General features: G+C 51.1%; 22 protein-coding genes. All 22 read right to left on the minus strand.

Features of this window, described 5'->3' with window-relative positions; genetic code table 11:
* Positions 1-70: 70 nt before the first annotated feature.
* The 22 genes from AC0YNX_RS12435 to AC0YNX_RS12540 all read right to left on the minus strand — a co-directional run bounded on the left by AC0YNX_RS12435 (position 71) and on the right by AC0YNX_RS12540 (position 23,706).
* A complete protein-coding gene (locus AC0YNX_RS12435) occupies positions 71-346 on the minus strand; it encodes a YlmC/YmxH family sporulation protein (protein WP_090573746.1) in 276 nt (91 codons plus the stop codon).
* Positions 347-505: 159 nt separating this feature from the next.
* Complete coding sequence (gene sigG / locus AC0YNX_RS12440; protein ID WP_090573745.1) at positions 506-1,288, minus strand: RNA polymerase sporulation sigma factor SigG; 783 nt, start codon at positions 1,286-1,288, stop codon at positions 506-508.
* 155 nt (positions 1,289-1,443) lie between these two features.
* Positions 1,444-2,658 (minus strand): hypothetical protein, encoded by a 1,215-nt coding sequence (locus tag AC0YNX_RS12445; protein WP_475815981.1) that lies wholly within the window; start codon positions 2,656-2,658, stop codon positions 1,444-1,446.
* Between the two features lie 14 nt (positions 2,659-2,672).
* Positions 2,673-3,521, minus strand: coding sequence for a hypothetical protein (locus tag AC0YNX_RS12450; protein ID WP_475815982.1), 849 nt, complete (start codon positions 3,519-3,521; stop codon positions 2,673-2,675).
* Positions 3,518-4,207, minus strand: a complete 690-nt coding sequence (locus tag AC0YNX_RS12455; protein WP_475815983.1) for an ABC transporter ATP-binding protein — start codon at positions 4,205-4,207, stop codon at positions 3,518-3,520. The genes AC0YNX_RS12450 and AC0YNX_RS12455 overlap by 4 nt, the downstream gene beginning before the upstream one ends.
* Entirely contained in the window at positions 4,200-4,622 is a 423-nt protein-coding gene (locus AC0YNX_RS12460; protein WP_475815984.1) for a GntR family transcriptional regulator, read from the minus strand. The genes AC0YNX_RS12455 and AC0YNX_RS12460 overlap by 8 nt, the downstream gene beginning before the upstream one ends.
* Before the next feature lie 391 nt (positions 4,623-5,013).
* The gene (locus AC0YNX_RS12465; RefSeq protein ID WP_475815985.1) at positions 5,014-5,868 is read right to left on the minus strand and encodes a MetQ/NlpA family ABC transporter substrate-binding protein; all 855 of its coding nucleotides are present in this window, start codon (positions 5,866-5,868) and stop codon (positions 5,014-5,016) included.
* A gap of 43 nt (positions 5,869-5,911) precedes the next feature.
* The gene (locus AC0YNX_RS12470; protein WP_475815986.1) at positions 5,912-6,577 is read right to left on the minus strand and encodes a methionine ABC transporter permease; all 666 of its coding nucleotides are present in this window, start codon (positions 6,575-6,577) and stop codon (positions 5,912-5,914) included.
* Entirely contained in the window at positions 6,574-7,578 is a 1,005-nt protein-coding gene (locus tag AC0YNX_RS12475) for a methionine ABC transporter ATP-binding protein (protein ID WP_475816239.1), read from the minus strand. Before AC0YNX_RS12475 ends, AC0YNX_RS12470 begins: the two co-directional genes overlap by 4 nt.
* A 257-nt stretch (positions 7,579-7,835) precedes the next feature.
* Entirely contained in the window at positions 7,836-8,558 is a 723-nt protein-coding gene (gene sigE, locus AC0YNX_RS12480; RefSeq protein ID WP_090573739.1) for an RNA polymerase sporulation sigma factor SigE, read from the minus strand.
* Positions 8,537-9,541: a sigma-E processing peptidase SpoIIGA gene (gene spoIIGA, locus AC0YNX_RS12485; protein ID WP_475815987.1), complete on the minus strand. Its 1,005-nt coding sequence runs from the start codon at positions 9,539-9,541 to the stop codon at positions 8,537-8,539. Before spoIIGA ends, sigE begins: the two co-directional genes overlap by 22 nt.
* 212 nt (positions 9,542-9,753) lie before the next feature.
* Positions 9,754-10,884, minus strand: coding sequence for a cell division protein FtsZ (ftsZ, locus tag AC0YNX_RS12490; protein ID WP_475815988.1), 1,131 nt, complete (start codon positions 10,882-10,884; stop codon positions 9,754-9,756).
* 17 nt (positions 10,885-10,901) lie between these two features.
* Positions 10,902-12,146 (minus strand): cell division protein FtsA, encoded by a 1,245-nt coding sequence (gene ftsA, locus AC0YNX_RS12495; RefSeq protein WP_475815989.1) that lies wholly within the window; start codon positions 12,144-12,146, stop codon positions 10,902-10,904.
* A gap of 239 nt (positions 12,147-12,385) precedes the next feature.
* Positions 12,386-13,150, minus strand: a complete 765-nt coding sequence (locus AC0YNX_RS12500; RefSeq protein WP_475815990.1) for a cell division protein FtsQ/DivIB — start codon at positions 13,148-13,150, stop codon at positions 12,386-12,388.
* A 99-nt stretch (positions 13,151-13,249) separates the two neighbouring features.
* Positions 13,250-14,530, minus strand: a complete 1,281-nt coding sequence (gene murA / locus AC0YNX_RS12505; protein WP_475815991.1) for a UDP-N-acetylglucosamine 1-carboxyvinyltransferase — start codon at positions 14,528-14,530, stop codon at positions 13,250-13,252.
* 15 nt (positions 14,531-14,545) lie between these two features.
* Positions 14,546-15,451: a UDP-N-acetylmuramate dehydrogenase gene (gene murB, locus AC0YNX_RS12510; protein ID WP_475815992.1), complete on the minus strand. Its 906-nt coding sequence runs from the start codon at positions 15,449-15,451 to the stop codon at positions 14,546-14,548.
* 211 nt (positions 15,452-15,662) lie between these two features.
* Positions 15,663-16,769: an undecaprenyldiphospho-muramoylpentapeptide beta-N-acetylglucosaminyltransferase gene (gene murG / locus AC0YNX_RS12515; protein WP_475815993.1), complete on the minus strand. Its 1,107-nt coding sequence runs from the start codon at positions 16,767-16,769 to the stop codon at positions 15,663-15,665.
* 8 nt (positions 16,770-16,777) lie between these two features.
* A complete protein-coding gene (gene spoVE / locus AC0YNX_RS12520) occupies positions 16,778-17,875 on the minus strand; it encodes a stage V sporulation protein E (protein WP_475815994.1) in 1,098 nt (365 codons plus the stop codon).
* A gap of 45 nt (positions 17,876-17,920) precedes the next feature.
* A complete protein-coding gene (murD, locus tag AC0YNX_RS12525; protein WP_475815995.1) occupies positions 17,921-19,357 on the minus strand; it encodes a UDP-N-acetylmuramoyl-L-alanine--D-glutamate ligase in 1,437 nt (478 codons plus the stop codon).
* Positions 19,358-19,836: 479 nt separating this feature from the next.
* The gene (gene mraY / locus AC0YNX_RS12530; RefSeq protein ID WP_475815996.1) at positions 19,837-20,793 is read right to left on the minus strand and encodes a phospho-N-acetylmuramoyl-pentapeptide-transferase; all 957 of its coding nucleotides are present in this window, start codon (positions 20,791-20,793) and stop codon (positions 19,837-19,839) included.
* 10 nt (positions 20,794-20,803) lie between these two features.
* The gene (locus AC0YNX_RS12535) at positions 20,804-22,222 is read right to left on the minus strand and encodes a UDP-N-acetylmuramoyl-tripeptide--D-alanyl-D-alanine ligase (protein WP_475815997.1); all 1,419 of its coding nucleotides are present in this window, start codon (positions 22,220-22,222) and stop codon (positions 20,804-20,806) included.
* Complete coding sequence (locus tag AC0YNX_RS12540) at positions 22,222-23,706, minus strand: UDP-N-acetylmuramoyl-L-alanyl-D-glutamate--2,6-diaminopimelate ligase (RefSeq protein WP_475815998.1); 1,485 nt, start codon at positions 23,704-23,706, stop codon at positions 22,222-22,224. Before AC0YNX_RS12540 ends, AC0YNX_RS12535 begins: the two co-directional genes overlap by 1 nt.
* Positions 23,707-23,766 lie beyond the last annotated feature (60 nt).

Here is a 23,766-nt window from a genome sequence, read left to right on the forward strand (position 1 = left end):
CTCCTTGCGAGCGCTGCGGCTCATCAGGAAGGCTGTCGCCATCACTTCTTTATAGCGAACGTGGATGGCGTTAACGCACTTGCACATCGTCCTCTTCCGCTCGGTACACCTTCGCATCATCGATACGCACAAGGACGACATCGGTTCCGATCTTCACAATATTCCGCCAAGGGATGATGACATCGGTACCGCCGCCGAACAAACCGAAGAAACGGGAATAATTCGGCACGACGATGGAATCGATCCGCCCCTGTCGCAAATCCAATTCCAAATCGCTAACTTGCCCAAGCTTGCGGCCGTCCACAATATTAATAACGTCTTTCGTTTGAAAATCCGAAATTTTCATATTCACCGTTCACCACGCTTCCAATTGGGCTGTTGCTCCTGCAATCGCTTCTGTTATTACTATATGTGCCTAATGGGCAAAATGTCCTGCTTGGCAGTAATTAAGCCTTCGAAGCACGCAAAAAAACGGCGCAGTGCGCCGTTCTCGGATTAAGGTCTATTAAGTTTTAACATGCTTCTGCATCTGCTGTATCGCTGACTTCTCCAGACGGGACACTTGTGCTTGCGAAATGCCGATCTCATCGGCGACTTCCATTTGCGTCTTCCCTTCGAAGAACCGCATAGACAGAATCATTTTTTCTCGTTCATTCAGCTTGTGCATCGCTTCTCTCAGAGCAATTTCCTCGATCCACGATACATCCTTGTTTTTATCGTCGCTAATTTGGTCCATCACATAGATGGGATCTCCCCCATCATGATAAATCGGTTCGAACAATGATACCGGGTCTTGAATGGCATCGAGCGCAAAGACGACATCCTCTTTCGGAACGTTCAGCGCTTCGGAAATCTCAAAAATCGTCGGCTCCCTTGAGTTTTTGTTAGTTAAGCTGTCGCGTACCTGAAGCGCCTTATACGCAATATCCCGCAAGCTGCGCGAGACGCGAATCGGGTTGTTATCCCTTAAGTAGCGGCGGATTTCACCGATAATCATCGGAACAGCATAGGTCGAAAACTTAACATTCTGACTGAGATCGAAATTGTCGATTGCTTTCATGAGGCCGATGCAGCCGACTTGGAATAAATCGTCGACGAATTCCCCACGGTTGTTAAACCGTTGAATCACACTAAGCACGAGTCTCAAGTTGCCATTGACTAATTTCTCTCTTGCTGCCCACTCATTCTGTGTTTGCAATGCGGTAAATAGCTCGCGCATTTCCGCATTCGTGAGGACGGGCAGTTTCGCGGTATCCACTCCACAAATCTCGACTTTGTTTCGGGTCAACGTGATTACCTCCCAAGGAGAAACATTAATGTTCAGTATCTCCTCGGCACCCCAATTTATTCCCGATTCGACAAGAAGAAACACGAACCGAGCTATGCACAAATGGATAAAAAAAACAAGCCCCGGGCGGATTGCCGGAGACTTGCGCTAAGCAGTTATTTGTTCAGATACAACCCGTACACACGAAGCTCTTTCATCAACTCCGTACGTTTGTCACCTTGCTCATTAATATCAACCGAACCTGTGTAAACCACTTTGCCTTGCTTCAGATCTGCAATGACGACTTTTGCAGTATCTCCCTCCGGACTTACCATGTATAGACGATCACCATATACATTCACAGTCAATGAAGGGATATTCGGGATTTCGAATGAGCGCTCTGATTTGTCCGAAATGCTGTATATTTTCACATTCGAACCCGCTTCTTTACCTGAAAGTTCGATAATCGAATCCCCCGAGACATACACCTGTGATGCAGATTGAGCGGAATCTGAGTTACTCGTCGAAGTGAATGCAGGCACTGCAGTAGACTTGCCTGATGCAAGATCATATGTGAAGAGAACCTGCTCTGAGCTTTGCAATAGCTCATTCCCATCTTTATCCTTCGCAAGCTTCTGCGTCGTCTGTTGATATACAAACAATTCCGTTGGCGCAGAAATTTGGGATGATTGAATCAAATTATTCGTAACGATTCTTCCGTCATCTAACCGTTTGTCGGCTAACAGTACACGATCATCAGTGATGCTTTTCTTGTTCAAATCAATCGTGTAGGCATGAATCTCCTGCGTCGGTTCGTTCTGCTGGTTACTATTCGGTTTTTTCAAATTGTAGGTGATGACCGTCATCGTTTGACCTTTCACCTGTACATCTGAGGTAGATATCCAGTTGTACTTCTCTTGCCCAGGGATGGAAGCAGTGAAATTTATTTTATCATTCGTCTTTAAGTCCAATACGGATGCGCTTAACCGATAATTCCGGTTATCAAAGTCATTGCCGCCATTAATATCGGCATATGCGAGCACCTGCTGATCTTGATAGAAACCATTATACGTTTTCTTGCCGCGCATAAAGTTTTTGTGATCTTTCATCATTTGCTGCAAATCGGAATTGAATTTGAATATTTCATTCGAGAGGAACGTATCAAAGAAGGACTTCTCTTGGAAATACTCGCTGCCTTTCTCGTTGATATCAAGCGACCCATATTTCTTGCTATCGCCCTGAAGAACCAGAGATGCAGCCTCTTTGTCGTCACCGGAAACGGTCAGTAGTTTGTATTCGGGAAAGCTTCTTGCTGCTGCCGTCACATAGTATGTGCCAACACTTCCTAAGATGAAGACGACGAGCATGATGGAGAACCAATAGCGTTTCATTCGTTGTTAACCTCCTATACCGAAATCTTCTTATTCATTAAGAAGAAGCTAATCGCTAGTGACATGGCGCCGATGAGTACCGCGATGATGAGCTCGATCGTGAAGAGCTCTGCCGGATACAGATAATCATAGCCGTCCCGGTTCGTAATTAAGATTGGCGCGCACATAAGCAATATGGCAAGGCCAATATAGATTAGTCCTGCAAGAATGCCCTTGAACCGGTAGCTGCGCTCTAGCAGAATCGCTGTGAACAAGATCATTACAATCACTGCACCACTGCCATACCACAAAATAAATTCCATAAAGCTGGCCGGGATCAGGATACTTAGCAGGGAGTGACTTTGAATAATCGTCATGAGTGACTCCGTACCTACCCTCAAAGCGGGGTCGATAACTGATTTATATAGGCTGTTCTCAAGCGGCAGGATAAGCAGTTGGAAGGAAATGAGCCCTAGCACGAACAGCAAGATGGCACTAAGTTTAGCCAAGTACACGTTCCGCCTTTCCGTAGGGAGCATGAGCAACCGGTAAATAAACATATTCTTGCCTGTCCATTCCCTGTACCAAATTAAGAAGATATACAGGGCCAAGGCACCGATGCAAAGCGCGATCGGAGCGAGAAACCAAAGGTTCGCTTTACTCATCAAACCAGCAAAGCTAATGATATCGTTCGGGTTCGCCGCCGCATATTTCGCATACGTGTCTGTCGTCGGACCCAATCGGTCCTGAATATTGGTCATATACTTGCTGCTTTCGTAATAAATGCCGAAGCCCTGCATGAGCAGCGTCAATGCAAAGAGCGATAAATATAGCTTCCAGAAACGCGTTACCTCCAAATGGAGAAGTTTCAAATAACGATTCATCCGTGGTACACCTCTCTCATGACATCCATAACCGACTTGCCTTGTTCCATCCTCATATCTTCACAGTTAAACTGAAGCTTCACAAGCCCGTTATCCAGCAGTACGACATCGTCGATCAAATGCTCGATATCGTTAATCTCATGCGTCGTAATAATAACGCCTCGATCTTCAACAAGCTTGCTCGTGAATACGGAGGCAATCTGCTCCCGGCTGAAGATGTCGATGCCAGAGAACGGTTCATCCATCAGTACGTAATCTACATCAAGCGACAGGCCGTGCAGCAGGTTCAACTTCGCTGTATTCCCTTTGGACAACTCCGAGATGCGATCTGTCCGCTTCAGCTTGAAGAATGTGAGCATCTCTTCTGCGCGCTCCTCGTTCCAGCTCGCATAGAAATCCTTCATGAATTGCATGCTATCCCCAACCGTCATGTTCGGAGGCATCGTAATATTGTCAGGCACATAAGCGACATGCTCGTAAATATGTTTGCCGATAGACATGCCGTCAATGAGAATGCTGCCGCCGTCGATTGGCGTAAGTCCCATGATCGCCTTCAATACGGTTGATTTGCCTACCCCGTTGATGCCGATTAAACAGGTGATCTTTCCTTTATCTGCAGTAAACGATACGTCTTGAAGCACTTTTTTGCGACCATACCGTTTGCGAACCGATTTCAACTCAATCATGCTTGCCCTCCTCCTTGGAAGCTTGGATATAGGTGCTCTCCACTTTGTTCTTCACAATAGCAAGCAGTTCATCAACGGGCACTTGAATCTTAGCTATAGATAGCACGAAAGCATCGACTGCATCCGTGATGAGTTCATTCCGAATGAGACTTAATACTTGCTCGTCCGTTGTAATGCGGCTTGGTGAATTCCCCTCCGTAACGATCAATGCCTGCTCCTCCATTTCTTTGTAAGCCTTCTGAGCCGTGTTCGGGTTAATCTTCAGCTTACCTGCAATTTCTCGTCGTGACGGAATGATCTGGCCCTTCTCGAGCCGTCCCGTCGCGATCTCTTCTTTGAAATGCCTGACTACTTGAAGGTAGACAGGGTCGCGGCTATTGAACTTCAACTCCGCGCCGCCTTCTCCAGCTTGCATACGCTCCAACTCCGTCTTGTTAAGTGTGTGTACTACTTAGTTCATACACTTCATACGTGTACTATACCCGTAATACACTATGCTGTCAACCGTTCGTTCCGAGAAAACACATTCCGACTTCTTTAACGGATCTCAGAAGCGTTATCGCGGCAATTGTGGCGGTTTGGAAAATGTAACGGAACAGATAGACCTTATTGCCAGCAATCGAGCCCATTTCAGAGCAAAATCGGGGTGATAGCTTCTCTGTGTTCCGTTAGTGGGACAGGAACGAGAAGAGAAGGCGAATAAGCTCTGTACGATCCGTTAGAGCGGTCGCGCTACAACCAAAACAAAAGAAGAGCCATCTCGACGTAGTTGAAATCACTACTCTCGAGACGGCTCTTCATGTTCATTATTTAAAGGCTGGTACAATCGCGCCTTTGTATTTGTCTTCGATAAACGTCTTCACTTCTGGCGATTGTAGTGCTTCCGCCAATGCTTTGATCGCTTCGGAATCTTTGTTGTCCGGACGGGCAACAAGGATATTCACGTAAGGGGAATCAGCGCCTTCGATGAACAAAGCATCCTTCGTCGGTACAAGGCCCGCTTCCAGTGCATAGTTCGTGTTGATCAGCGCAAGATCTACTTCATCCAGAACGCGAGGCAGTGTTGCTGCTTCAACTTCTGTAATATCGAGCTTCTTCGGATTGTCCACGATGTCATTCACCGTGCCGGAGATACCAACGCCGTCTTTCAGCTTGATCAGGTTGTTCTTCTCGAGGAGTGCCAGAGCACGGCCGCCGTTAGACGGGTCGTTCGGGATAACAACCTTCGCGCCATCTTTCAGCTCGTCAATCGACTTGATTTTCTTCGAATAGCCGCCGAACGGTTCGATATGAACGCCTGCAACGCTTACGAGATCATAGCCTTTATCTTTATTGAATTGATCGAGGTAAGGAAGGTGCTGGAAGAAGTTGGCATCCAGTTGCTTCTCATACAGCTGCGTGTTTGGTTGTACGTAATCGTTAAACTCAACGACTTCCAGGTTGATGCCTTTTTCTTTCAAAGCAGGCTTAATGAAGTTTAGAATTTCTGCGTGCGGAACCGGCGTAGCGCCTACTTTCAGCGTTACTTCCTCTTTCTTGCCATTATCGCTGCCTGCAGCTTGGTTGTTCGCTGTGTTACTCGCATCGTTGTTCTTGCTGCCGCAAGCGGACAATGCAACGACAATGACGAGGAGCAGCAGCGCTAGACTTGCTTTCTTCATCTTTCATTCCTCTTTTCTGTATGTCTCTCTCTATGTTGAACCCTTACTTCCGGCTAAATCGGCGAACAAGATAGTCGCCTACCATCTGCAGGAGCTGAACCAAAATAATAAGGAGCACGACGGTTACGATCATTACGTCTGTCTGGAACCGCTGATAACCGTGACGGAGCGCCAAGTCACCTAAGCCTCCGCCGCCAATTACGCCGGACATCGCTGTGTAGGATACCAGCGTAACCGCCGTGATGGTGATAGACGCGAGCAAGCCCGGTCTTGCTTCCAGCAGCAGCACTCGACGGACGATATCCCACCTGGAAGCACCCATAGCCTGTGCTGCTTCAATAACGCCGCGATCCACTTCGCGGAGTGCAGTCTCGACGAGACGCGCGAAGAATGGCGCTGCCGCAATGACAAGCGGAGGGATTGTCCCCTTCACGCCTAGCGTTGTGCCTGTAATCATCTTCGTCATCGGCATAATCATAATCATGAGAATGACGAAAGGCACCGAGCGGAGCACGTTCACCACAACCGATAGCAAACCGTAGACGATAGGCTGCTGGAGCAGCTGTCTACGCGAAGTCAGGAATAGAATTACACCAAGAATTAAGCCGAGAATGATTGTGAAGAGTAGCGACACGCCTAACATGACAAGCGTATCCTTCGTTGCCTTCCATATCTCTTCCGGAATGATATTGCTCTGCTTCAGCATCATGTCAGATCACCTACTTCCAATCCTTTGCCGCGCAGATCCGCTATGACTTTCTCGATGTCTGCATCTTCGCCGATAAACTCAATGACGAGCTGGCCGTAAGGCGTGTTTTTCATCCGGGAAACCGTACCTTGCAGAATTGTGAATTGAACCGATGTTTCTTTTACCGCGTTGAACAGAAGCGGTTCATACGTGATATCGCCGACGTAGTTCACCTTGATCAGACGGCCGCTGCGCGTCGCAATCAGCTCTCTCGGATCGAAGGAATCCGCAATTTGGCTTACAAAGTCTTTGGTCACACGATGCTGTGGCTTCAGAAATACATCGAGCACATCGCCCATCTCAACCACTTCACCGCCGTCAATGACAGCAACACGGTCACAGATTGAACGAATGACATGCATCTCGTGCGTGATGAGCAGAATCGTAATACCAAGCTTCTGGTTAATGTCCACGAGCAGTGACAAGATCGAATTCGTCGTCTGTGGGTCTAGCGCGGAAGTCGCTTCGTCACACAGGAGCACATCCGGGTTGCTCGCAAGCGCCCGCGCGATGCCGACACGCTGCTTCTGCCCGCCGGAGAGCTGCGCCGGATACTTGTCTCCGTGCTGCTCCAAGCCAACAAGCGCAAGCAGCTCGTCCACTCGTTGCTTCATGTCTGCCTTCGATAATTTTGCTAGCTTGAGCGGGAACGCAATGTTATCACGCACCGTTGCCATCGAAAGCAAATTGAAATGCTGAAATATCATGCCGATTGCACGGCGCTGCTGTTGCAGCTGCGTCGTAGACAGCTCTGTCAGCTCCACATCGCCTACCTTAACCGAGCCAGTTGTCGGCCGCTCCAGCAAATTCACACAACGCAGCAGCGTGCTTTTGCCTGCGCCGGAGTGTCCAATGATGCCGAAAATTTCACCTTTATCTATCGTAATGTTTACGTTACGTATCGCTTCTACTGCTGTAGAGCCGCTGCCGTAAGACTTGCTTATGTCTCGAAGCTCAATCAGTTTTATTACCTCCTGCCGCCCATTCATCCGTGTAATGGTAGAATTCCCTGCATATGCTGTTCTCAACCTATTTGAACTAACCTGCAAACAAGCAAAAACGCCTTCTGCCTTCTATCCAGGCGAAGCCGTTTTGTGTGAAGAACAAATTGCATTATAAACAAAATCGCTACGCTATGTCACTGGAATAAATTGTTTCTGGACATAAAAAAAGCCCACATTGCCCGTTTCTCGGGGGCTGTGGGCTTTTTGTTCACGATTTAGACCATTTTATTAAACTCTTTGCGCAGTCGTTTGATAATTCTTTTCTCTAGCCTTGAGATATACGACTGAGAGATGCCGAGCAGGTCTGCAACATCCTTCTGGGTCTTCTCATCCCCATCCGCAAGCCCGAAGCGAAGCTCCATAATGATGCGTTCCCGCTCCGTCAGCTTGTCGAGTGCCTTGTGGAGAAGCTTGCGATCCACCTGCTCCTCGATGTTGCGATAGATCGTATCATTCTCCGTTCCTAGTACATCGGAGAGCAGCAGCTCGTTGCCGTCCCAGTCGATGTTCAGCGGTTCATCGAACGACACTTCCGTGCGCGTCTTGCTGTTGCGCCGCAGATACATCAGAATCTCATTCTCAATGCAGCGGGATGCGTAAGTCGCCAGCTTGATCTTCTTCTCCGGATCAAACGTATTGACCGCTTTAATAAGGCCGATTGCGCCGATTGAAACCAAATCTTCGATATGGATGCCTGTATTCTCAAACTTCCGAGCGATATAAACGACTAGCCGCAAATTGCGTTCGATGAGCATCGCGCGGATCGCTGAATCTCCAGTGGGCAGCTTCTCCAGCAAGTACTCTTCTTCTTCGCGGGTGAGCGGTGGAGGCAGCGCTTCGCTTCCGCCAATATAATAAATTTCCTCGCTTTTTAATCCGAATAAAAATAAAACGCGATAATAGTATAACTGAAGGATCAGTTTCCATTTGACGAGCATGCTGCTCCATCCCTTCCCGAAGTACTATGGATTGATTCGACCGTGACGCTTCGATGTTGAAGAAGTGACGGATGGATAATCGCCTGATAGGTGCCGTCATGTGCCAGCTTGCCGGCATCTAGGCCAATAAGCACTTTCTTAGATTCGAATAATTCCCCTTCCCGGTCTATCGTTACAAGATCCGGTTTAATCGCAAGCATGAATTGCGCGCCTCGGTTGACACCGCGGTAAGGCACTAGCCTCAGCCGATCACGCCATATGAAAGGCTCCTCATCGGTCATGCTCGCGAGTAGTTTATCGACCTGCGCTTCCCGAATTTGACGAATCCAGGATGCAGGCAGCACATCCTGCCACACTGCGGTTTCCATCACCATCACAGGCGTACGCGTCAGCGGTTCGTACAGCTGATTGCCTGTGTCGATGAGCCCGGTGCAGGTATGCTCCACACCATCAACTCTTACCTTCACCTCCGCAAGATGAGTAGTGACCAGATCGCGTTCCTTACGCTGCGTCATCACAGAACGGTAAATGTAATAGCCGACACCGACAAGACAGAAGACAAAGAGCATGGATGATTTGAGCATAAAACTTGGTTTTCCATCTACGGAGACAACCGTTTGCCACAGCTTATTCGAGCTGTTCATAAACAAGTAATGCGCGCCTAGGACAGCCCCTGCTGCTGCGAAGTTAACGCCGTAGAAGGCACCTACATTGCGTACAAAATGCTGAACGCTTCCAAATCCGAACGCCGTGAGCAGCATAGCAACCGAAAGTGCAATCTTGATGACAATCGTAAACAGAAACGAAAGTGGCGGGAAAACAATTAGAATGGCGTACAACGCGCCGAGTATCGCTGCAAGCAGCACACGCCACCACTTCGCCCGAATGCTTCGCACCCAAGCGGTCAGTAGCAAATTCGAGCCGTCAATGAGCAGGTTGACCATGAATAATACGTCGATATAAACAGCATCCAGCGTATTCACCTTCCTGCAGCATTTCGTTTAACGCTCCAGCTCTACGGCACTCCATAGCGAGGATATGCGGCTTGTGTCTAGTATAGTTAAATCCTATTACAATGTCTGTCTAAACATGCCGTCAGGAGCGATCTTTTTTTGTCGATGACGCACCTAAACCAAGCACAAAAAAGACTCACATTCGTAGATGAACGAATGTGAGCCTAGTTGTATTCACGTTATTAACGATCGTTGCGGCGGTTGCGCAGGAACGCCGGGATATCCAGCTGATCGCTCGATACCGTGCTGCCAAATGGCTTCGGACCTGAGTTCGGTGCCGATTGGCGAGGCGCTTCATTGCTGCCACTGTTTGTTTCAGCTGGCTGTGCAGCACCAGGGCGGCGAACAGTAGGTGCAGCCGTATTCTCAAAGCCTGTTGCGATAACAGTAACTTTGATCTCTTCTTTCATGCTCTCGTCAATCTGCGCACCGAAAATCATATTTACTTCCGGATCAGCTGCAGACATTACGATCTCGGCTGCTTCATTCACTTCGTATAGTGATAGATTGTTGCCGCCGGTAATATTCATAATGATACCGCGTGCGCCGTCGATGGAAGCTTCCAGCAACGGGCTTTGAATCGCCTTGCGCGCAGCTTCGGATGCACGATTCTCGCCAGTTGCAAGACCGATACCCATGAGTGCGGAACCGCGCTCTGTCATGATCGTCTTCACATCTGCAAAGTCGAGGTTGATAAGACCAGGTGTAGCGATCAAGTCGGAAATACCTTGCACCGCTTGCTTGAGCACATTATCCGCTTCGCGGAACGCTTCCAGCATCGGCGTCTTCTTGTCAACGATTTCAAGCAAACGCTCGTTCGGAATGACAATTAACGTATCTACTTTTTCTTTGAGCGCTTCGATGCCAGCCTCAGCTTGAACAGAACGTTTGCGTCCTTCAAACATGAAGGGACGAGTAACAACGCCAACTGTAAGTGCGCCGCCTTCGCGTGCGATTTCTGCAATGACTGGCGCAGCGCCTGTACCTGTACCGCCGCCCATACCCGCAGTAACGAACACCATGTCCGCGCCTCTGAGTGTATTCATCACCGAATCACGCGACTCTTCAGCCGCTTTCTTGCCTACTTCCGGATTTGCGCCGGCGCCAAGACCGCGCGTCAGCTTATCGCCGATTTGCAGCTTCTGCTCCGACTTTGCAAGGTGCAATGCTTGTGCATCCGTATTCACAGTAATAAATTCTACGCCTCTAACGCCATTCTCAATCATTCGGTTGACGGCATTGCTGCCACCTCCGCCTACACCGATGACCTTGATTTTGGCCATAGACTCATTCTCGAAATCAAATTCCAACATCCTTACATATCCCCCGATCAAATAAATTCACTAAACATCGTTTTTAGTCGTTCGAATAGACCAGGCTTTGAGGGCGAACTCGGTGAACTCGCCTTCCGGCTAACGCTCTTCTTGGGGGCGGAGACGGAACGGCCTCGCATATACTTCGAAACATATTGGATCATCCCTACACCGCTAGTGAAAGCGGGATCGCGTACGCCGATATAATCCGGAACCGCAATACGTACTGTTGACTCCAGCTCATGCTGGGCAAGCGCTAGCGTTCCCGGCATTGTAACCGTTCCGCCTGTCAGCACATATCCGTTCACTTTGTCAGCGTAGCCAAGCCGGCGAACCTCTTGGCGAATCAAGTGGAAGATCTCTTGCATGCGTGGTTCAATAATGTTCGCAAGATCGACTTGTGAGAATTCCTTCTCAACATTGCTTCCCATGCGCATCACTTTAAACTTCTGATCTTCGGCTGCATCATCAATCATGGCACAGCCAAATTTCTGCTTAATCTTCTCCGCTTGATCGGTTTGCGTGCGAAGGCCGTAGGAAATATCGCTTGTGACATACTCTCCGCCAACTGGCAGCGTTGATGTTGCGACGATACCGCCTTGTTCAAAAATTGCAATAGTACTTGAGCCAGCGCCAATGTCGGCAAGGACAGTACCCATCATTTTCTCATCTTTGGTCAATGCCATCTGACCGGATGCCAGTGACATAAGTATGATTCCGGCAATATGCAAGTTTGCTTTCTCTACACACCGGGCTAAGTTATGTATCGCGGTTTTGGCCCCGGTCACTAAAGTGGCTTCGACTTCTAGCCTAACGCCAATCATGCCTCTAGGATCAGTTATACCTTCAAGTCCGTCAACCAAGTGCTGCTTAGGTACCAGATTAATAATTTCTCTCTCCGGAGGCAGCGCAACTACTTTAGCCGCCTGCAACACGCGTTCAATATCTTCTTCGCCGATTTCACGATCTTCATTCGAAATGGCTACAACGCCGTGATTCGTCTGCAAGCCGATATGATTGCCTTGAATCCCTACGTAAACTTCAGATATTTGAATACCGACCATCCGCTCGGCATGATCCACTGCATTACGAATGGATTGCACCGTTTGGTCGATGTCGACGATTGCTCCTTTGCGAATTCCCTCTGAGTCGGCAGATCCAACTCCAATAATATTAATGACTCCGTTATTCACTTCGCCAATAATAGCACGAACCTTGGATGTACCGATGTCCAAACTAACGATGATGTCATTGCTGCTCACCCACTGGCACCTCCGTTTCAGCAATAATAGGGTCTTAACTCCTTCAAAACAATGCATGCTGCGAGCTACATCTCTAGTACATTCAACGCAGTATCCATTATCCCTCTTTTTTCTACAATTTTTTCAAGATTTATTGTGTATCCATCCCATGCGCTGGCATGTTTTGGCTAATGGAGTATCGAAAAAATGCAAAAGGGGCCAATAAAGCTGCATAAAAGAAATTCTATCATTCTTTCAAGCTATTGAGTAGTCTCTTTTTGGGAAATACCTTGATTTTCTGCGTCTTCCGGGGTGAAAGAAGCGTATTTGTCCGCAAGCAGCATCGTAACAAGACCAGGCGGCTGAATTTCGATGACGGCATTCAGTGTTGGAATCTTATCTGGAAGCAAAGAGACTGCTGTAATGACCTCGAAGCGCGTTCTTGTGTAAATCTTAATGCGGTCTGGATAGGACGGCGATGGCGACGGCTTGATCTCGGAAAAGTCAGTTATGGAATCTTCTGGAATCTTAGCTAGCGTCTTGCATAATTCAGCTAGAACAGGATCACCATCCTTCCATCCGGATAGAATCGGCTTGTCGACAATGCTGTCGGAACCTGCTGCTATGCTCGTGCCATTCGCCAGCATCGCGGTCAGTTCGCTATTTTTCGATAGGGTATAAGCGACCGTCTTGAACTCTTTCACTTTAATCGTCACGCTGCCCGGGAACGACTTCGTTACTTTCACCTCTTCGATCTGCTTCAGCTGACGAATTCTTGTTTCGATCTTGCCTGCCGTCGTGCCGAAGAACTCGTCGCCTGCTGCGATGCCACCCGCCTTCCGAATCGTATCTGCTGACAGGAAATGCTGGCCTTCAACCGTTACAGTTGAAACTTTGCTGATGGATGAATTAAAGAAGAGTACGCCTAAGATTACGATAAAAAGTAAAAAGAGCACCGCTAACAGCTTCTTGCCGCCTCTGCGCCGCTTCTCTGGCTCCCGCAGCACGGGCATCTTCTCTTGCATGGCTTGTCCCCTCTTTGTATAAATGTGAGGGCGGCATCCAGCCTAATCAAACAGGCAAGTAGCCGTCCACACACATGCTGTATCTAGTTGACGTGATCGTTATGGTACGATTGGGTTGCTTTCCACAGGAGAATAGCGGGTGATTCGGGCACCTAACCGGCCCAGCATCGACTCAATTCGGTCATAGCCGCGATCGATATGATGCACCTGCTCAACGACCGTTTTTCCTTGTGCAGCAAGCCCTGCAATGACGAGCGCCGCGCCAGCGCGCAAATCTGTCGCTTCTACGGTAGCGCCGTACAGTCTGGAGACGCCGCGGATAAACGCGGAGCTAAGGTCGACGCGAATATCGGCTCCCATTCGCGAGAGCTCATCGACATGCTTGAACCTTCCCTCGAAAATCGTCTCCTTCATCACACTTACCCCATCGGCAAGTGCAAGAAGCACCATTATCTGAGATTGCATATCTGTTGGAAAGGCAGGATACGGCGATGTCACGATGCGGTCGACCGCTTTAGGCCGCGCCGCTGCGCCTACTTTGATTATATCACCGTCTACTGCTATTTGAACACCTGTGCGTCTAAGCACATGGATGAGTGAGGTTAAATGCGAAGGACATGTATTAAGCAGCGTCACTTGACCGCGTGTTGCAGCGGCTGCAACCATAATCGTTCCGGTTACGATCCGATCCGGAATGACCTGATAGCGGCAAGGCGTCAGCTTCTCTACCCCTTCAATCGTAATCGTATCGGTGCCCGCCCCTATGATTTTGGCACCCATGCTGTTCAAGAAGTTCTGCAAATCTTGAATTTCCGGCTCTCTGGCAGCGTTGCTGAGCGTTGTTAGCCCTTCAGCAAGCACTGCGGCCATCATAATGTTCTCCGTAGCTCCGACGCTCGGGAGATCGAGGTGAATCTCCGCACCTTTCAGCCGTTTCGCATAACATGTAATGCGGCTGTCTTGTTCAACGATCTGCGCGCCTAATGCTTCCAGCCCGCTTAGGTGCAGATCGATCTTCCTCTCTCCGATCGCGCAGCCGCCTGGCTGATAAATCGTTACTTCGCCAAATCTTGCCAGCAACGGTCCCATTAGAAAAATGGATGACCGCATCTGACGCATAAGTGCTTCAGGAATGTGGGAAGAATGCAAGTTTGTCGTGTCGAGCTGGACTGTTTCGTCCTCATGTTCCGCCCGGCAGCCAAGCTCTCGCAAAATGTTAAGCATGACGTCAATATCTAGCAGTTTGGGTACATGCTCGATCGTGACGACTCCTTCTACCAGCATACTTGCAGCTAAAATCGGCAAAGCGGCATTTTTCGCGCCTTGGATAACAATGGTTCCTGAGAGTGGTTTCCCGCCTTCAATCACCAATTTGTCCAATTTATCACCTCCGAGTTACCGCTCACCCACTACGTACACTTCCGCCACCAGTTCGACTCCAAAATTTTGCCGAACGGTACTTTGAATGGTTGACATGAGGGTGAGGACGTCTTCAGCTGTCGCTTGCCCGGTGTTGACAATGAAATTGGCGTGTAGGGTCGAGATTTCCGCTCCGCCTTGGCGCAGTCCTTTCAATCCAGAAGCTTCAATGAGCCTTGCGGCAAAATCATTCGGTGGATTGCGGAACACGCTGCCCGCGCAGGCAAGCTGCAACGGTTGAGTAAGCAAGCGACGCTGTTTATAAGCGCTCGTAGTGGCCGTAATCGCTTTACGGTCACCTTGCCCAAGCTCAAACACGGCTCCGATAACGATCCCCGGACGTTCATGAAGACAGGAATGACGATAGGAAAACTCCATCTGATCGGCTTCGAACCGAACCAATTCCCCTGTTTCCAGCACAATGTCAGCTGATTTGAAGATACGTGACACATCCGACCCGTGAGCGCCAGCATTCATGTACACCGCTCCGCCTACCGAAGCTGGAATTCCCCCCGCGAATTCAAGTCCGGTGAGACCTTCCCTAGCTGACAATACGGACAGCTTGATCAGGGAATATGCGGCGCCTGCATGAATGAACGTGCCATCAAATCGTGCATAGTCGAATCCTTCTCCCAGTTGAACGACGACGCCTCGGATTCCTTTGTCGCTAATCAGTAAGTTGGAACCACGACCAAGATTGGTCCACTGTACTCCATGTTTATGGAGCAAACGGATAACAGCTACAAGCTGCTCTTCCGTTTCTGGAATAATAAGTACATCTGCCGGTCCGCCGATCTTCCATGTCGTATATTCTGCAAGCGGCTTATTATAAGAGACACTTCCGGCGTCAATTCGTTGTAGTTCCGCCAAAAACTGCTCCATCTGCGTAAACCTCCTTCTGCGTTAGCGCGATTGTCCTCTATACGGCATTCGTTCATTCAACCAGGTGACCCGCTTCTGACGGCATGCAGTGCTGTAATGCAGTGCTGCGCTGCTTCAGATGGTGAGCCCGCCGGGTGTCGGTCACGATTATGCAATATACTATGCCTACCCGTATAGGAGTGTGACAATCGCCCAATTGACAGGCACATGTTCATCCTGCCGTTAATTTTTTTAGTTCGTTCACAATGAGCGATGCCGATTCCGGCATGCCTAATGTACGCGCAGCGGCGCTCATCGCCTGCTGCTCTTCCATACTATTCATAATGTGGGCGATCCGCGTAAGCAGCAGCGAACCGCTCAGCTCGCGTTCAAGGATCATTTCTGCCGCGCCTACGTCGACCAAGCTCCTCGCATTCGCTTCCTGGTGATTGTTCGTCACATTCGGCGATGGGATTAGGATGGATGGAACGCCAAGCGCGGTCAGCTCTGCAAGCGACGATGCTCCGGACCTGCCTACAACGAGGCTCGCAACGGCAAGCACCTCTGCCATGTGATGCAAATAAGGAATCACCTGAAGGTTGGACGGTTGAGATGGCATCGCTGCCTTCAATCTGCTCATCGTCCCTTCGTAATAGCTCTCTCCGGTTACAAACACAAAATGGACATCTGGCAGCCGCAACAGCTGCGGTGCCAAGTCCACCATGACGTCGTTTATCGCTTTTGCCCCGCGGCTGCCGCCGACCAGCAGCACAATCTTGCTGCCGGCAGGTACGCCAAGCCTTGAGTAGCCATTCTCTTTGTCCCCGCGGACGACATTCGTCGCACAAGGATTTCCGGTATAGAGCGTGTTCTTCGCCTTGCTGAACGCCGATAATGCGTCTTTGAAGCTGACCGCTACACAGTCCGCATAACGGGATAGGAATTGATTCGTGAGCCCTGCGACCGCATTCTGTTCATGAATGAGTGTCGGGATACCAAGCTTGGCCGCGGCATAGATGACGGGGCCGCATACGTAGCCGCCGGTGCCGACGACGACATCCGGCTTGAATTTGCGGAGCAGCTGTTTGGACCGCTGCACGCCTTTGAGAAACCGTATAATCGTCTTCACATTCTCGAAGGAAAGCTTCCGTCTGAAGCCTGTTATTTCAACCGGCTCGAATGCAATGCCTTGCGCGGGAACGATCCGGCTCTCAAGGCCATTCGGCGATCCGATGTACAGAATCTGCGAACCCGGCTCCTCTTCTTCCACCTGCTTGCCGATTGCAAGCGCAGGATAGATGTGGCCGCCTGTTCCGCCGCCGGTCAATACGATACGCATCTGTTAAGTCACCTCGAGTAACGGGATATATTGAGCAAAATACCGAGCGCGGTCAGGAGCAGCGTAAGCGACGAGCCGCCATAGCTGACGAGCGGCAGCGTAATGCCGGTTACGGGCAGCATCCCGATAACAACGCCAATATTGATAAATACTTGTACGGCTACGATTCCGATAATACCTACCGCGAGCAAGCTGCCGAACGTGTCAGGCGCTGCGATAGCTGTGCGCATGCCTCTCCAGAGCAGAATAGCGAACAGCGTAATGATCGCTGCTCCGCCAATGAAACCTAACTCTTCGGAGAGTATCGAGAAAATAAAGTCTGTCTGCGGCTCCGGCAAGTAGTTGAACTTCTGCCGGCTCATGCCAAGGCCAAGGCCGACCAGACCGCCAGGCCCAATCGCGTAGAGCGATTGGATGGATTGATAGCCCGCACCGAGCGGATCTGCCCACGGATCGAGGAAGGCTGTGATCCGCTGCAGCCGGTATGGAGCAGCAAGAATAAGGCCGACGAGACCGACAACGCCGACAAGGGCAAGCGAGCCAAGGTGCGCCATCCGTGCTCCGGCCGTGTAGATGACCAGCAGTGAAGCGCCAATCATAACTGCGCCTGTACCAAGGTCAGGCTGCAACATGATCATCCCGAAGGCAAGGCCGAGGATGCCGAGCGGCGGCAGCAAGCCCTTGGTGAACTGCGTCACCGCCTGTTGCTTCTCGCCAAGCAGCTTGGCCAGAAAAATAACCATAGCGAGTTTCATGAATTCCGACGGCTGAATGCCGAACGAGCTGATGCCGAGCCAGCTGCGCGCACCGCCGCGCACAACTCCGATGCCCGGGATTAGGACGATGAGCAGCAAGCCGAAGCATACGAAGAGCCCGAGCTTTGCCCATTTGCGCCAAATCCAATAATCCGCATTCATGGTGACGAGCATGGCGCCGATTCCAAGCGCGGCAAATAACATTTGCCTTTTCACATAGTAGAACTTGTCCCCAAATTCATGGAATGCGAGCACCGCACTCGCACTGTACACCATTACAAGACCAATGGTGAGAATAAGCACGATCGAAATAATCATCCACATATCCGGGGCGGACCTGGCTTTTGCCATAGGGCGAACACCTCTTGCAAGCTTAAGTAGGGACAAGCCCCCTACTTACAAGTTATGCGCCGATTGCTTAAAAATGCTCCCCCGCTGCTCATACGATTTGAACATATCCCAGCTTGCGCAAGCAGGCGAGAGCAGCACGGTGTCACCTGGCTCCGCAAGCGCTGCTGCTTCGCGGACTGCCAGTGTCAACGTGCTCTCGGCGTCCTCCACAGGTTCGACGACTTTAATCTTCGTTAAACCTGCGAGCTCCGCGACATGAGCGATTTTGTGACGAGTTTCGCCAATCGCCACGACCGCCTTCACCTGACTGCGGAAATGCGGCAGCAGCTCCATGTAATCGGAGCCGCGGTCGAGTCCGCCAGCGATGAGTACGACGCCGCTTGTGAAGGAGTGCAGCGCGATAATCGTCGATACGCCGTTCGTCGATTTGGAATTGTTGTAGTACTTCACGCCGCCGCGTTCGCAGACGTACTCCAAGCGATGCTCTACGCCGTGGAACGTGCGCAGCGGTTCAAGGAGCTGTTCAATGCTTGCGCCTGCTGTAAGGCATGCTGCAATGGCTGCAAGCGCGTTAGCTGTGTTGTGGCGGCCTGGCAGGCCAAGCTCGCTCACTGGCAGCACCTCGTGCGTTACGCCCTGCTCATCGCGGTATACGATGATGCGCGGCAAATTGTCCGCTAGCGCCGCGAGGTCTGCCGGATATGGCGGCGAGACGTAGAGGCCGTATGTAAGCTCCTGCGTTGTCGAGAACGGGAGCAGCTTCGATTGGATCGTGCCAGATTTGATTAGCTCTTGGCAAACCGGATCGTCTGCGTTGAGAATAGCGGTGTCCGCTGCTGTCTGGTTCGCAAACAGCTTCGCTTTGGATGCGACATAGTCTTCCATGCCGCCATGGTAATCGAGATGCGTCTCAACGACGTTGAGCAGCATGGCAATCCGCGGCTGGAACTCGCATGTGCCTTTCAGCTGGAAGCTGCTCAGCTCTGCGACGATCCAATCTGTCGGCTGCGCCGTCTGCGCAGCTTCACAGAGTGGCGTGCCAATATTACCAGCGACGATTGGATTAAGGCCCGCTGCTTCAAGCAGCTCGCCGATCCATGTTGTCGTTGTTGTTTTGCCATTGGAGCCTGTGATGCCAATGATCGGCGCTGGCGAGAGCAAGTAAGCGACCTCTACCTCGGTCACTACTTCAATACCCAATTCTAGCGCTCGCTTAACAGGCGGGGATGTATACGGGATGCCCGGGTTCTTCACCACTAGAGCTGTTTGCTCCGTAATCAGCCCTTCCGGATGACTGCCGCATATAACAGAAACACCCAAAGCGTCCAGCTCGTCCGCTTCGGGAGATAAATGGCGTTCCTTCATATCGTTGACGGTGACGTTCGCGCCAAGCTTGTGGAACAGCTTCGCGACGCTTACGCCAGACCTAGCAAGACCTAAGACAACTACGGGTTGATCCTTGTATAAGGATGGGTGTTTCAAGATGTGTTCACTCCCTTTGAAATTGCAATCCCCTAGCGAGGGTCATCCCCCTAAATCCCCCTTGGAAAGGGGGACCCCGAGGGTTTACCAACATTCTGGACTCCCGGAATTAGGTAACGTCCGAGTTACAGAGGCGCTCCTATTGGCGTTTGGCGGAGATGCTCGAAGTCCCTTGCGGGACTGACTAAACGATTGGCGCGCCCGTGCTACCTGGACTTCGTCATGACGAACGTCCGGGCTGCAGAGGCGCGTTATACGATTCGGATGGCGAATGGATCGCTTTCGTCCCTCGCGGGACACGCTTCCTGTTCGCGCTTGAAAGTTAGTTGGTCGGCGGCTTGCGCCGCCTTGTCCCTGCGGGACTTTTACAAGCATGGCCCCTGCGGGACCACTACAACCGTCGGCAGTTGCACTGCCTTGTCCCTGCGGGACTTTTACAAGCATGGCCCCTGCGAGACCACCACAACCGTCGGCGTCTACTAACGGCCCAGGAGCAAGCCGATCACTGCAAGCACAATCCCCACAGCCCAGAACGATGTAACAACCTTCCACTCCGACCAGCCGGACAGCTCAAAATGATGATGAATCGGACTCATTTTGAAGATCCGCTTGCCTCTCAGCTTAAACGAACCAACCTGCAGAATTACGGACAACATCTCCACAACGAACACGCCGCCGATAATTACAAGCAGAATCTCTGTCTTCGTCAGGATCGCCACAGCCGCCATGCCGCCGCCTATACCGAGAGAGCCCGTATCGCCCATGAACACTTTCGCCGGATGAGCGTTGAATACGAGGAAGCCCAGCATCGCGCCGATCATCGTTGCCGAGAAGATCGCCGATTCATGCTCGCTCGCATGAAGGGCGAGAATCGCGAACGCCGCGAAAGCGACTGCGCCTGTACCCGCCAGCAAGCCGTCTACGCCATCTGTGAAGTTGACCGCATTGGTCGTAGCGAACAGCATAATGACGACAAACACATAGTAGAACCAGCCGAAATCCAGATCAAACGACGTACCTGGAATGCTAATAACCGTGCTGTGATGCATCTGATGAAGCAATATACATATAATAACGGAAAATAACAGCTGACCGACCAGCTTCTGCATCGCTGTCAGGCCAAGCGACCGTTTAAATACGATTTTGATATAATCATCCAAAAATCCGACAAGCCCAAAGCCGAGCGATGCAATGAGCAGCACCCAGAATTCCGACGTCTTATCGGAGAATTTCAGGAATGCCAGCAGCGCGGCGAGCATAATAATAATGCCGCCCATCGTAGGCGTGCCTGTTTTCTTCAAATGGCTTTGCGGGCCGTCTGTACGGATCTGTTGACCAAACTTCAGCCGTCTCAGCAGCGGGATGAACAAAGGTCCGAACAAAATCGCAAGCATGAAAGAAGCGCCGATAGACAGTAGAATGACCTTTACGTCCATGATTTCACCCCTACACGCTTTGCAAACTATGGACGATTTCTTCCATGCGCATGCCGCGTGACCCTTTCACCAATACGAGATCCTCCGGCGCCACTCGCGCGCGGAGCCACTGTGCAAGTTCATTTTTATCTTCGAACGCACACACTTGCTTTTCCCCCTGAAGAGCTATTTTTCCCTCAAATTGCTTCGCAGCCTCTGATGCCGTGTGCTGCGACAGCGGGCCGTATGTAAGTACGGCATCCACTTTATCCGGCGTCACATAGGCGCCGATCTCACCGTGCATGGCAGCTTCGTCCGGTCCGAGCTCCAGCATATCGCCGAGTACGAGCCACTTCTGTCTGTAGCCGGATAAGCTGGCAAGCAGGTCAATCGCAGCGCGGACGGCAGTCGGATTCGAGTTGTATGCATCGTTAAGCATCATTGCTCCATTATACGCACGAACAGGTTCAATGCGCATGCCGGTCAGCTTCAGCCCATGAATGCCATCGCGGATGACCTCATCTTGCACGCCAAGCTTCTTGGCTGCTGCGATAGCTGCCAAGACATTAGATACATTATGAGCGCCGGCAACCGGGAGTGCAATACGCTGAAGCCCATTTTGGCCCTTCACGTCAAAAGTCGAAGAAAACGCATTGCCGGCAACCGTTTCAGCTGTCCACTGATTGTCGCTGCCAAGCCCAAACGTCTGAACTTCTACGCCTTCAGGGAGCGCCGTCTTCGCTAGTCCCTCATGTAGCAGCGGCTCATCGCCGTTAACGAGCAGCAGACCGCCTTTGCGCAAGCCTGCGACAATTTCCAGCTTCGCTTTGGCAATGCCTGCCCGCGAACCAAGCTGCTGCATATGCGCATCGCCAATATTCGTAATAATTGCGACATCCGGCTTAGCCAGACGAGTAAGCAGGTCAATCTCGCCGAACTCGCTCATTCCCATCTCCAGCACAACCGCGTCAACATCCTCGCTCAGATCGAGCAGAGTGAGCGGCAAGCCGATATGATTATTATAGTTGCCGTCTGTCTTATGCACGCGCATAGCGCCGGTAAGCACAGCAGCGACCATATCTTTCGTTGAAGTTTTGCCATTGCTGCCCGTTACGCCAACGACGCGCAGATTCAGCGCATCTCGATATGAAGCGGCAAGCGTCTGCAATGCCACGGTCGTATCGTCGACAAGCACAACCGGTACATTCGCAAGCGCGTCCGGAAGCTCCTTATCCCGCTGCCACAACGTGCCGACAGCCCCGTTCTCAAGCCCGGACACGACAAAATCATGCCCGTCGAAGTTCTCGCCCTTGATCGGAACAAACAGCTGGCCAGGCGTTACTTTGCGCGAATTGATCGTAACGCCGCTGACTGCCGGATCTCCGGCATTATTATGATGAATCGTTCCGCCGCACATGACGGCAATCTCGCTTATCGTTCTTCTAATCACTATGAAAGACTCCTTATCGCTTCTTTAGCCACTTCGCGGTCGTCGAAATCATACTTGACGCCGCCGATATCTTGATAGGTTTCATGGCCTTTCCCCGCAATTAATACTACATCGTCAGGACCAGCCATTTCAACCGCTTTTTGTATCGCAGTCCGCCTATCTGCCAACAGTTCGTAGCGATTGCTGGCAACTTTGTCCTTCATGAGGCCCGCTTCGACATCAGACAGGATACGCAGAGGGTTCTCGGTCCGCGGATTATCGGATGTGATGAAGCAATAATCTGCATACCGTGCAGCAATTTGCCCCATGAGCGGACGCTTCGTCCGATCGCGGTCGCCGCCGCAGCCAAACACGCAGATAATACGTCCTACTGCGAACTCTTTGACAGCAGTAAGCACGTTCTCAAGCCCGTCCGGCGTATGTGCGTAATCGACGATGACCGCGAACGGCTGTCCTTCTTGCACCGCTTCGACCCTGCCCGGTACGCCGGGGAGAGACTCAAGGCTCTGCTTGATTTGCAGCAATGGAATGCCTTCAATTAAGGCCGCACTAATCGCGCAAAGCGCGTTATAGACATTATATTTGCCCGCCATACGAAGCGTAATATCGGCGGAGCCTGCGAATGTATCGACGTGGAACGAGGTGCCGTGCGCTGTAATGCGGACTGCGCTTGCCTTAACGTCAGCGTCATGGTCAAGACCATACGTGATGACTTCCGCTGCCGTTACGCTCGCATACTTCGGCGATGCATCATCATCTGCATTGAGCACGGCGTAGAGCCGTTCCTCCGGTGCTGCGCCGAACTCATTGCCAAGCCGCGAGAATAGAAGGCTCTTCGCCGCTGCGTACTTCTCCATCGTTTGATGATAATCGAGATGATCCTGCGTCAAATTCGTAAAAATCGCGGTACGATACCGGCTTCCTTTGACTCTCCCTTGCTCCAGCGCGTGCGAGGACACTTCCATCACGCAGTAATTGCAGCCGCTCTCCACCATAGCTGCCAGCGAGCGCTGCAGCTCCAGCGCCTCGGGTGTCGTTCCATTCATGGGATACGTGTTGCCTGCATATCGCATCTCCACTGTTCCAATCACTCCCGGTGAGTGACCCGCATCGGTCAAAATCCGTTCAATCAAGTAGGTCGTGGTCGTTTTGCCATTTGTGCCGGTTACCCCGATCAGCTTCAGTTGTTTGCTGGGCTGACCGTAATAATGGTCGGCGATGACCGCCATCGCATGGCGGCTGTCCTTCACAACAATTTGCGGGATTGGCAAGTCGAGCAGCCGCTCGACGACAAGCGCCGAAGCTCCCCGCTCCAGCGCCTGTGCCGCAAACTGATGACCATCCACTTTATGCCCCCGCAAGCAGATGAACAGCGCACCTGCCGTAACCTCGCGGGAATCCCTCTCTACACTGCTGATTTCCGCTGAACCGTCTCCGCTTAACACAGCGGTAAGCAACAAAGCGGCCAATTGTTCCACTCGCATATCTCAGTCGTCCCCTCCCATGAGCAGATCAAGCTGAGTGCGGCCCATAATCGAAGCAGC

The organism is Paenibacillus sp. J31R98 (assembly GCF_056269245.1).

Bases quoted from the DNA above. Each gene is read 5' to 3' on its own strand.
- AC0YNX_RS12435 (WP_090573746.1), bottom strand. From the start codon at position 346: ATGAAAATTTCGGATTTTCAAACGAAAGACGTTATTAATATTGTGGAC.
- AC0YNX_RS12445 (WP_475815981.1), bottom strand. From the start codon at position 2,658: ATGAAACGCTATTGGTTCTCCATCATGCTCGTCGTCTTCATCTTAGGA.
- AC0YNX_RS12450 (WP_475815982.1), bottom strand. From the start codon at position 3,521: ATGAATCGTTATTTGAAACTTCTCCATTTGGAGGTAACGCGTTTCTGG.
- AC0YNX_RS12455 (WP_475815983.1), bottom strand. From the start codon at position 4,207: ATGATTGAGTTGAAATCGGTTCGCAAACGGTATGGTCGCAAAAAAGTG.
- AC0YNX_RS12460 (WP_475815984.1), bottom strand. From the start codon at position 4,622: ATGCAAGCTGGAGAAGGCGGCGCGGAGTTGAAGTTCAATAGCCGCGAC.
- AC0YNX_RS12465 (WP_475815985.1), bottom strand. From the start codon at position 5,868: ATGAAGAAAGCAAGTCTAGCGCTGCTGCTCCTCGTCATTGTCGTTGCA.
- AC0YNX_RS12470 (WP_475815986.1), bottom strand. From the start codon at position 6,577: ATGATGCTGAAGCAGAGCAATATCATTCCGGAAGAGATATGGAAGGCA.
- sigE (WP_090573739.1), bottom strand. From the start codon at position 8,558: ATGCTCGTCAAATGGAAACTGATCCTTCAGTTATACTATTATCGCGTT.
- ftsZ (WP_475815988.1), bottom strand. From the start codon at position 10,884: ATGTTGGAATTTGATTTCGAGAATGAGTCTATGGCCAAAATCAAGGTC.
- AC0YNX_RS12500 (WP_475815990.1), bottom strand. From the start codon at position 13,150: ATGCAAGAGAAGATGCCCGTGCTGCGGGAGCCAGAGAAGCGGCGCAGA.
- murB (WP_475815992.1), bottom strand. From the start codon at position 15,451: ATGGAGCAGTTTTTGGCGGAACTACAACGAATTGACGCCGGAAGTGTC.
- murG (WP_475815993.1), bottom strand. From the start codon at position 16,769: ATGCGTATCGTATTGACCGGCGGCGGAACAGGCGGCCACATCTATCCT.
- spoVE (WP_475815994.1), bottom strand. From the start codon at position 17,875: ATGGCAAAAGCCAGGTCCGCCCCGGATATGTGGATGATTATTTCGATC.
- mraY (WP_475815996.1), bottom strand. From the start codon at position 20,793: ATGGACGTAAAGGTCATTCTACTGTCTATCGGCGCTTCTTTCATGCTT.
- AC0YNX_RS12540 (WP_475815998.1), bottom strand. From the start codon at position 23,706: ATGCGAGTGGAACAATTGGCCGCTTTGTTGCTTACCGCTGTGTTAAGC.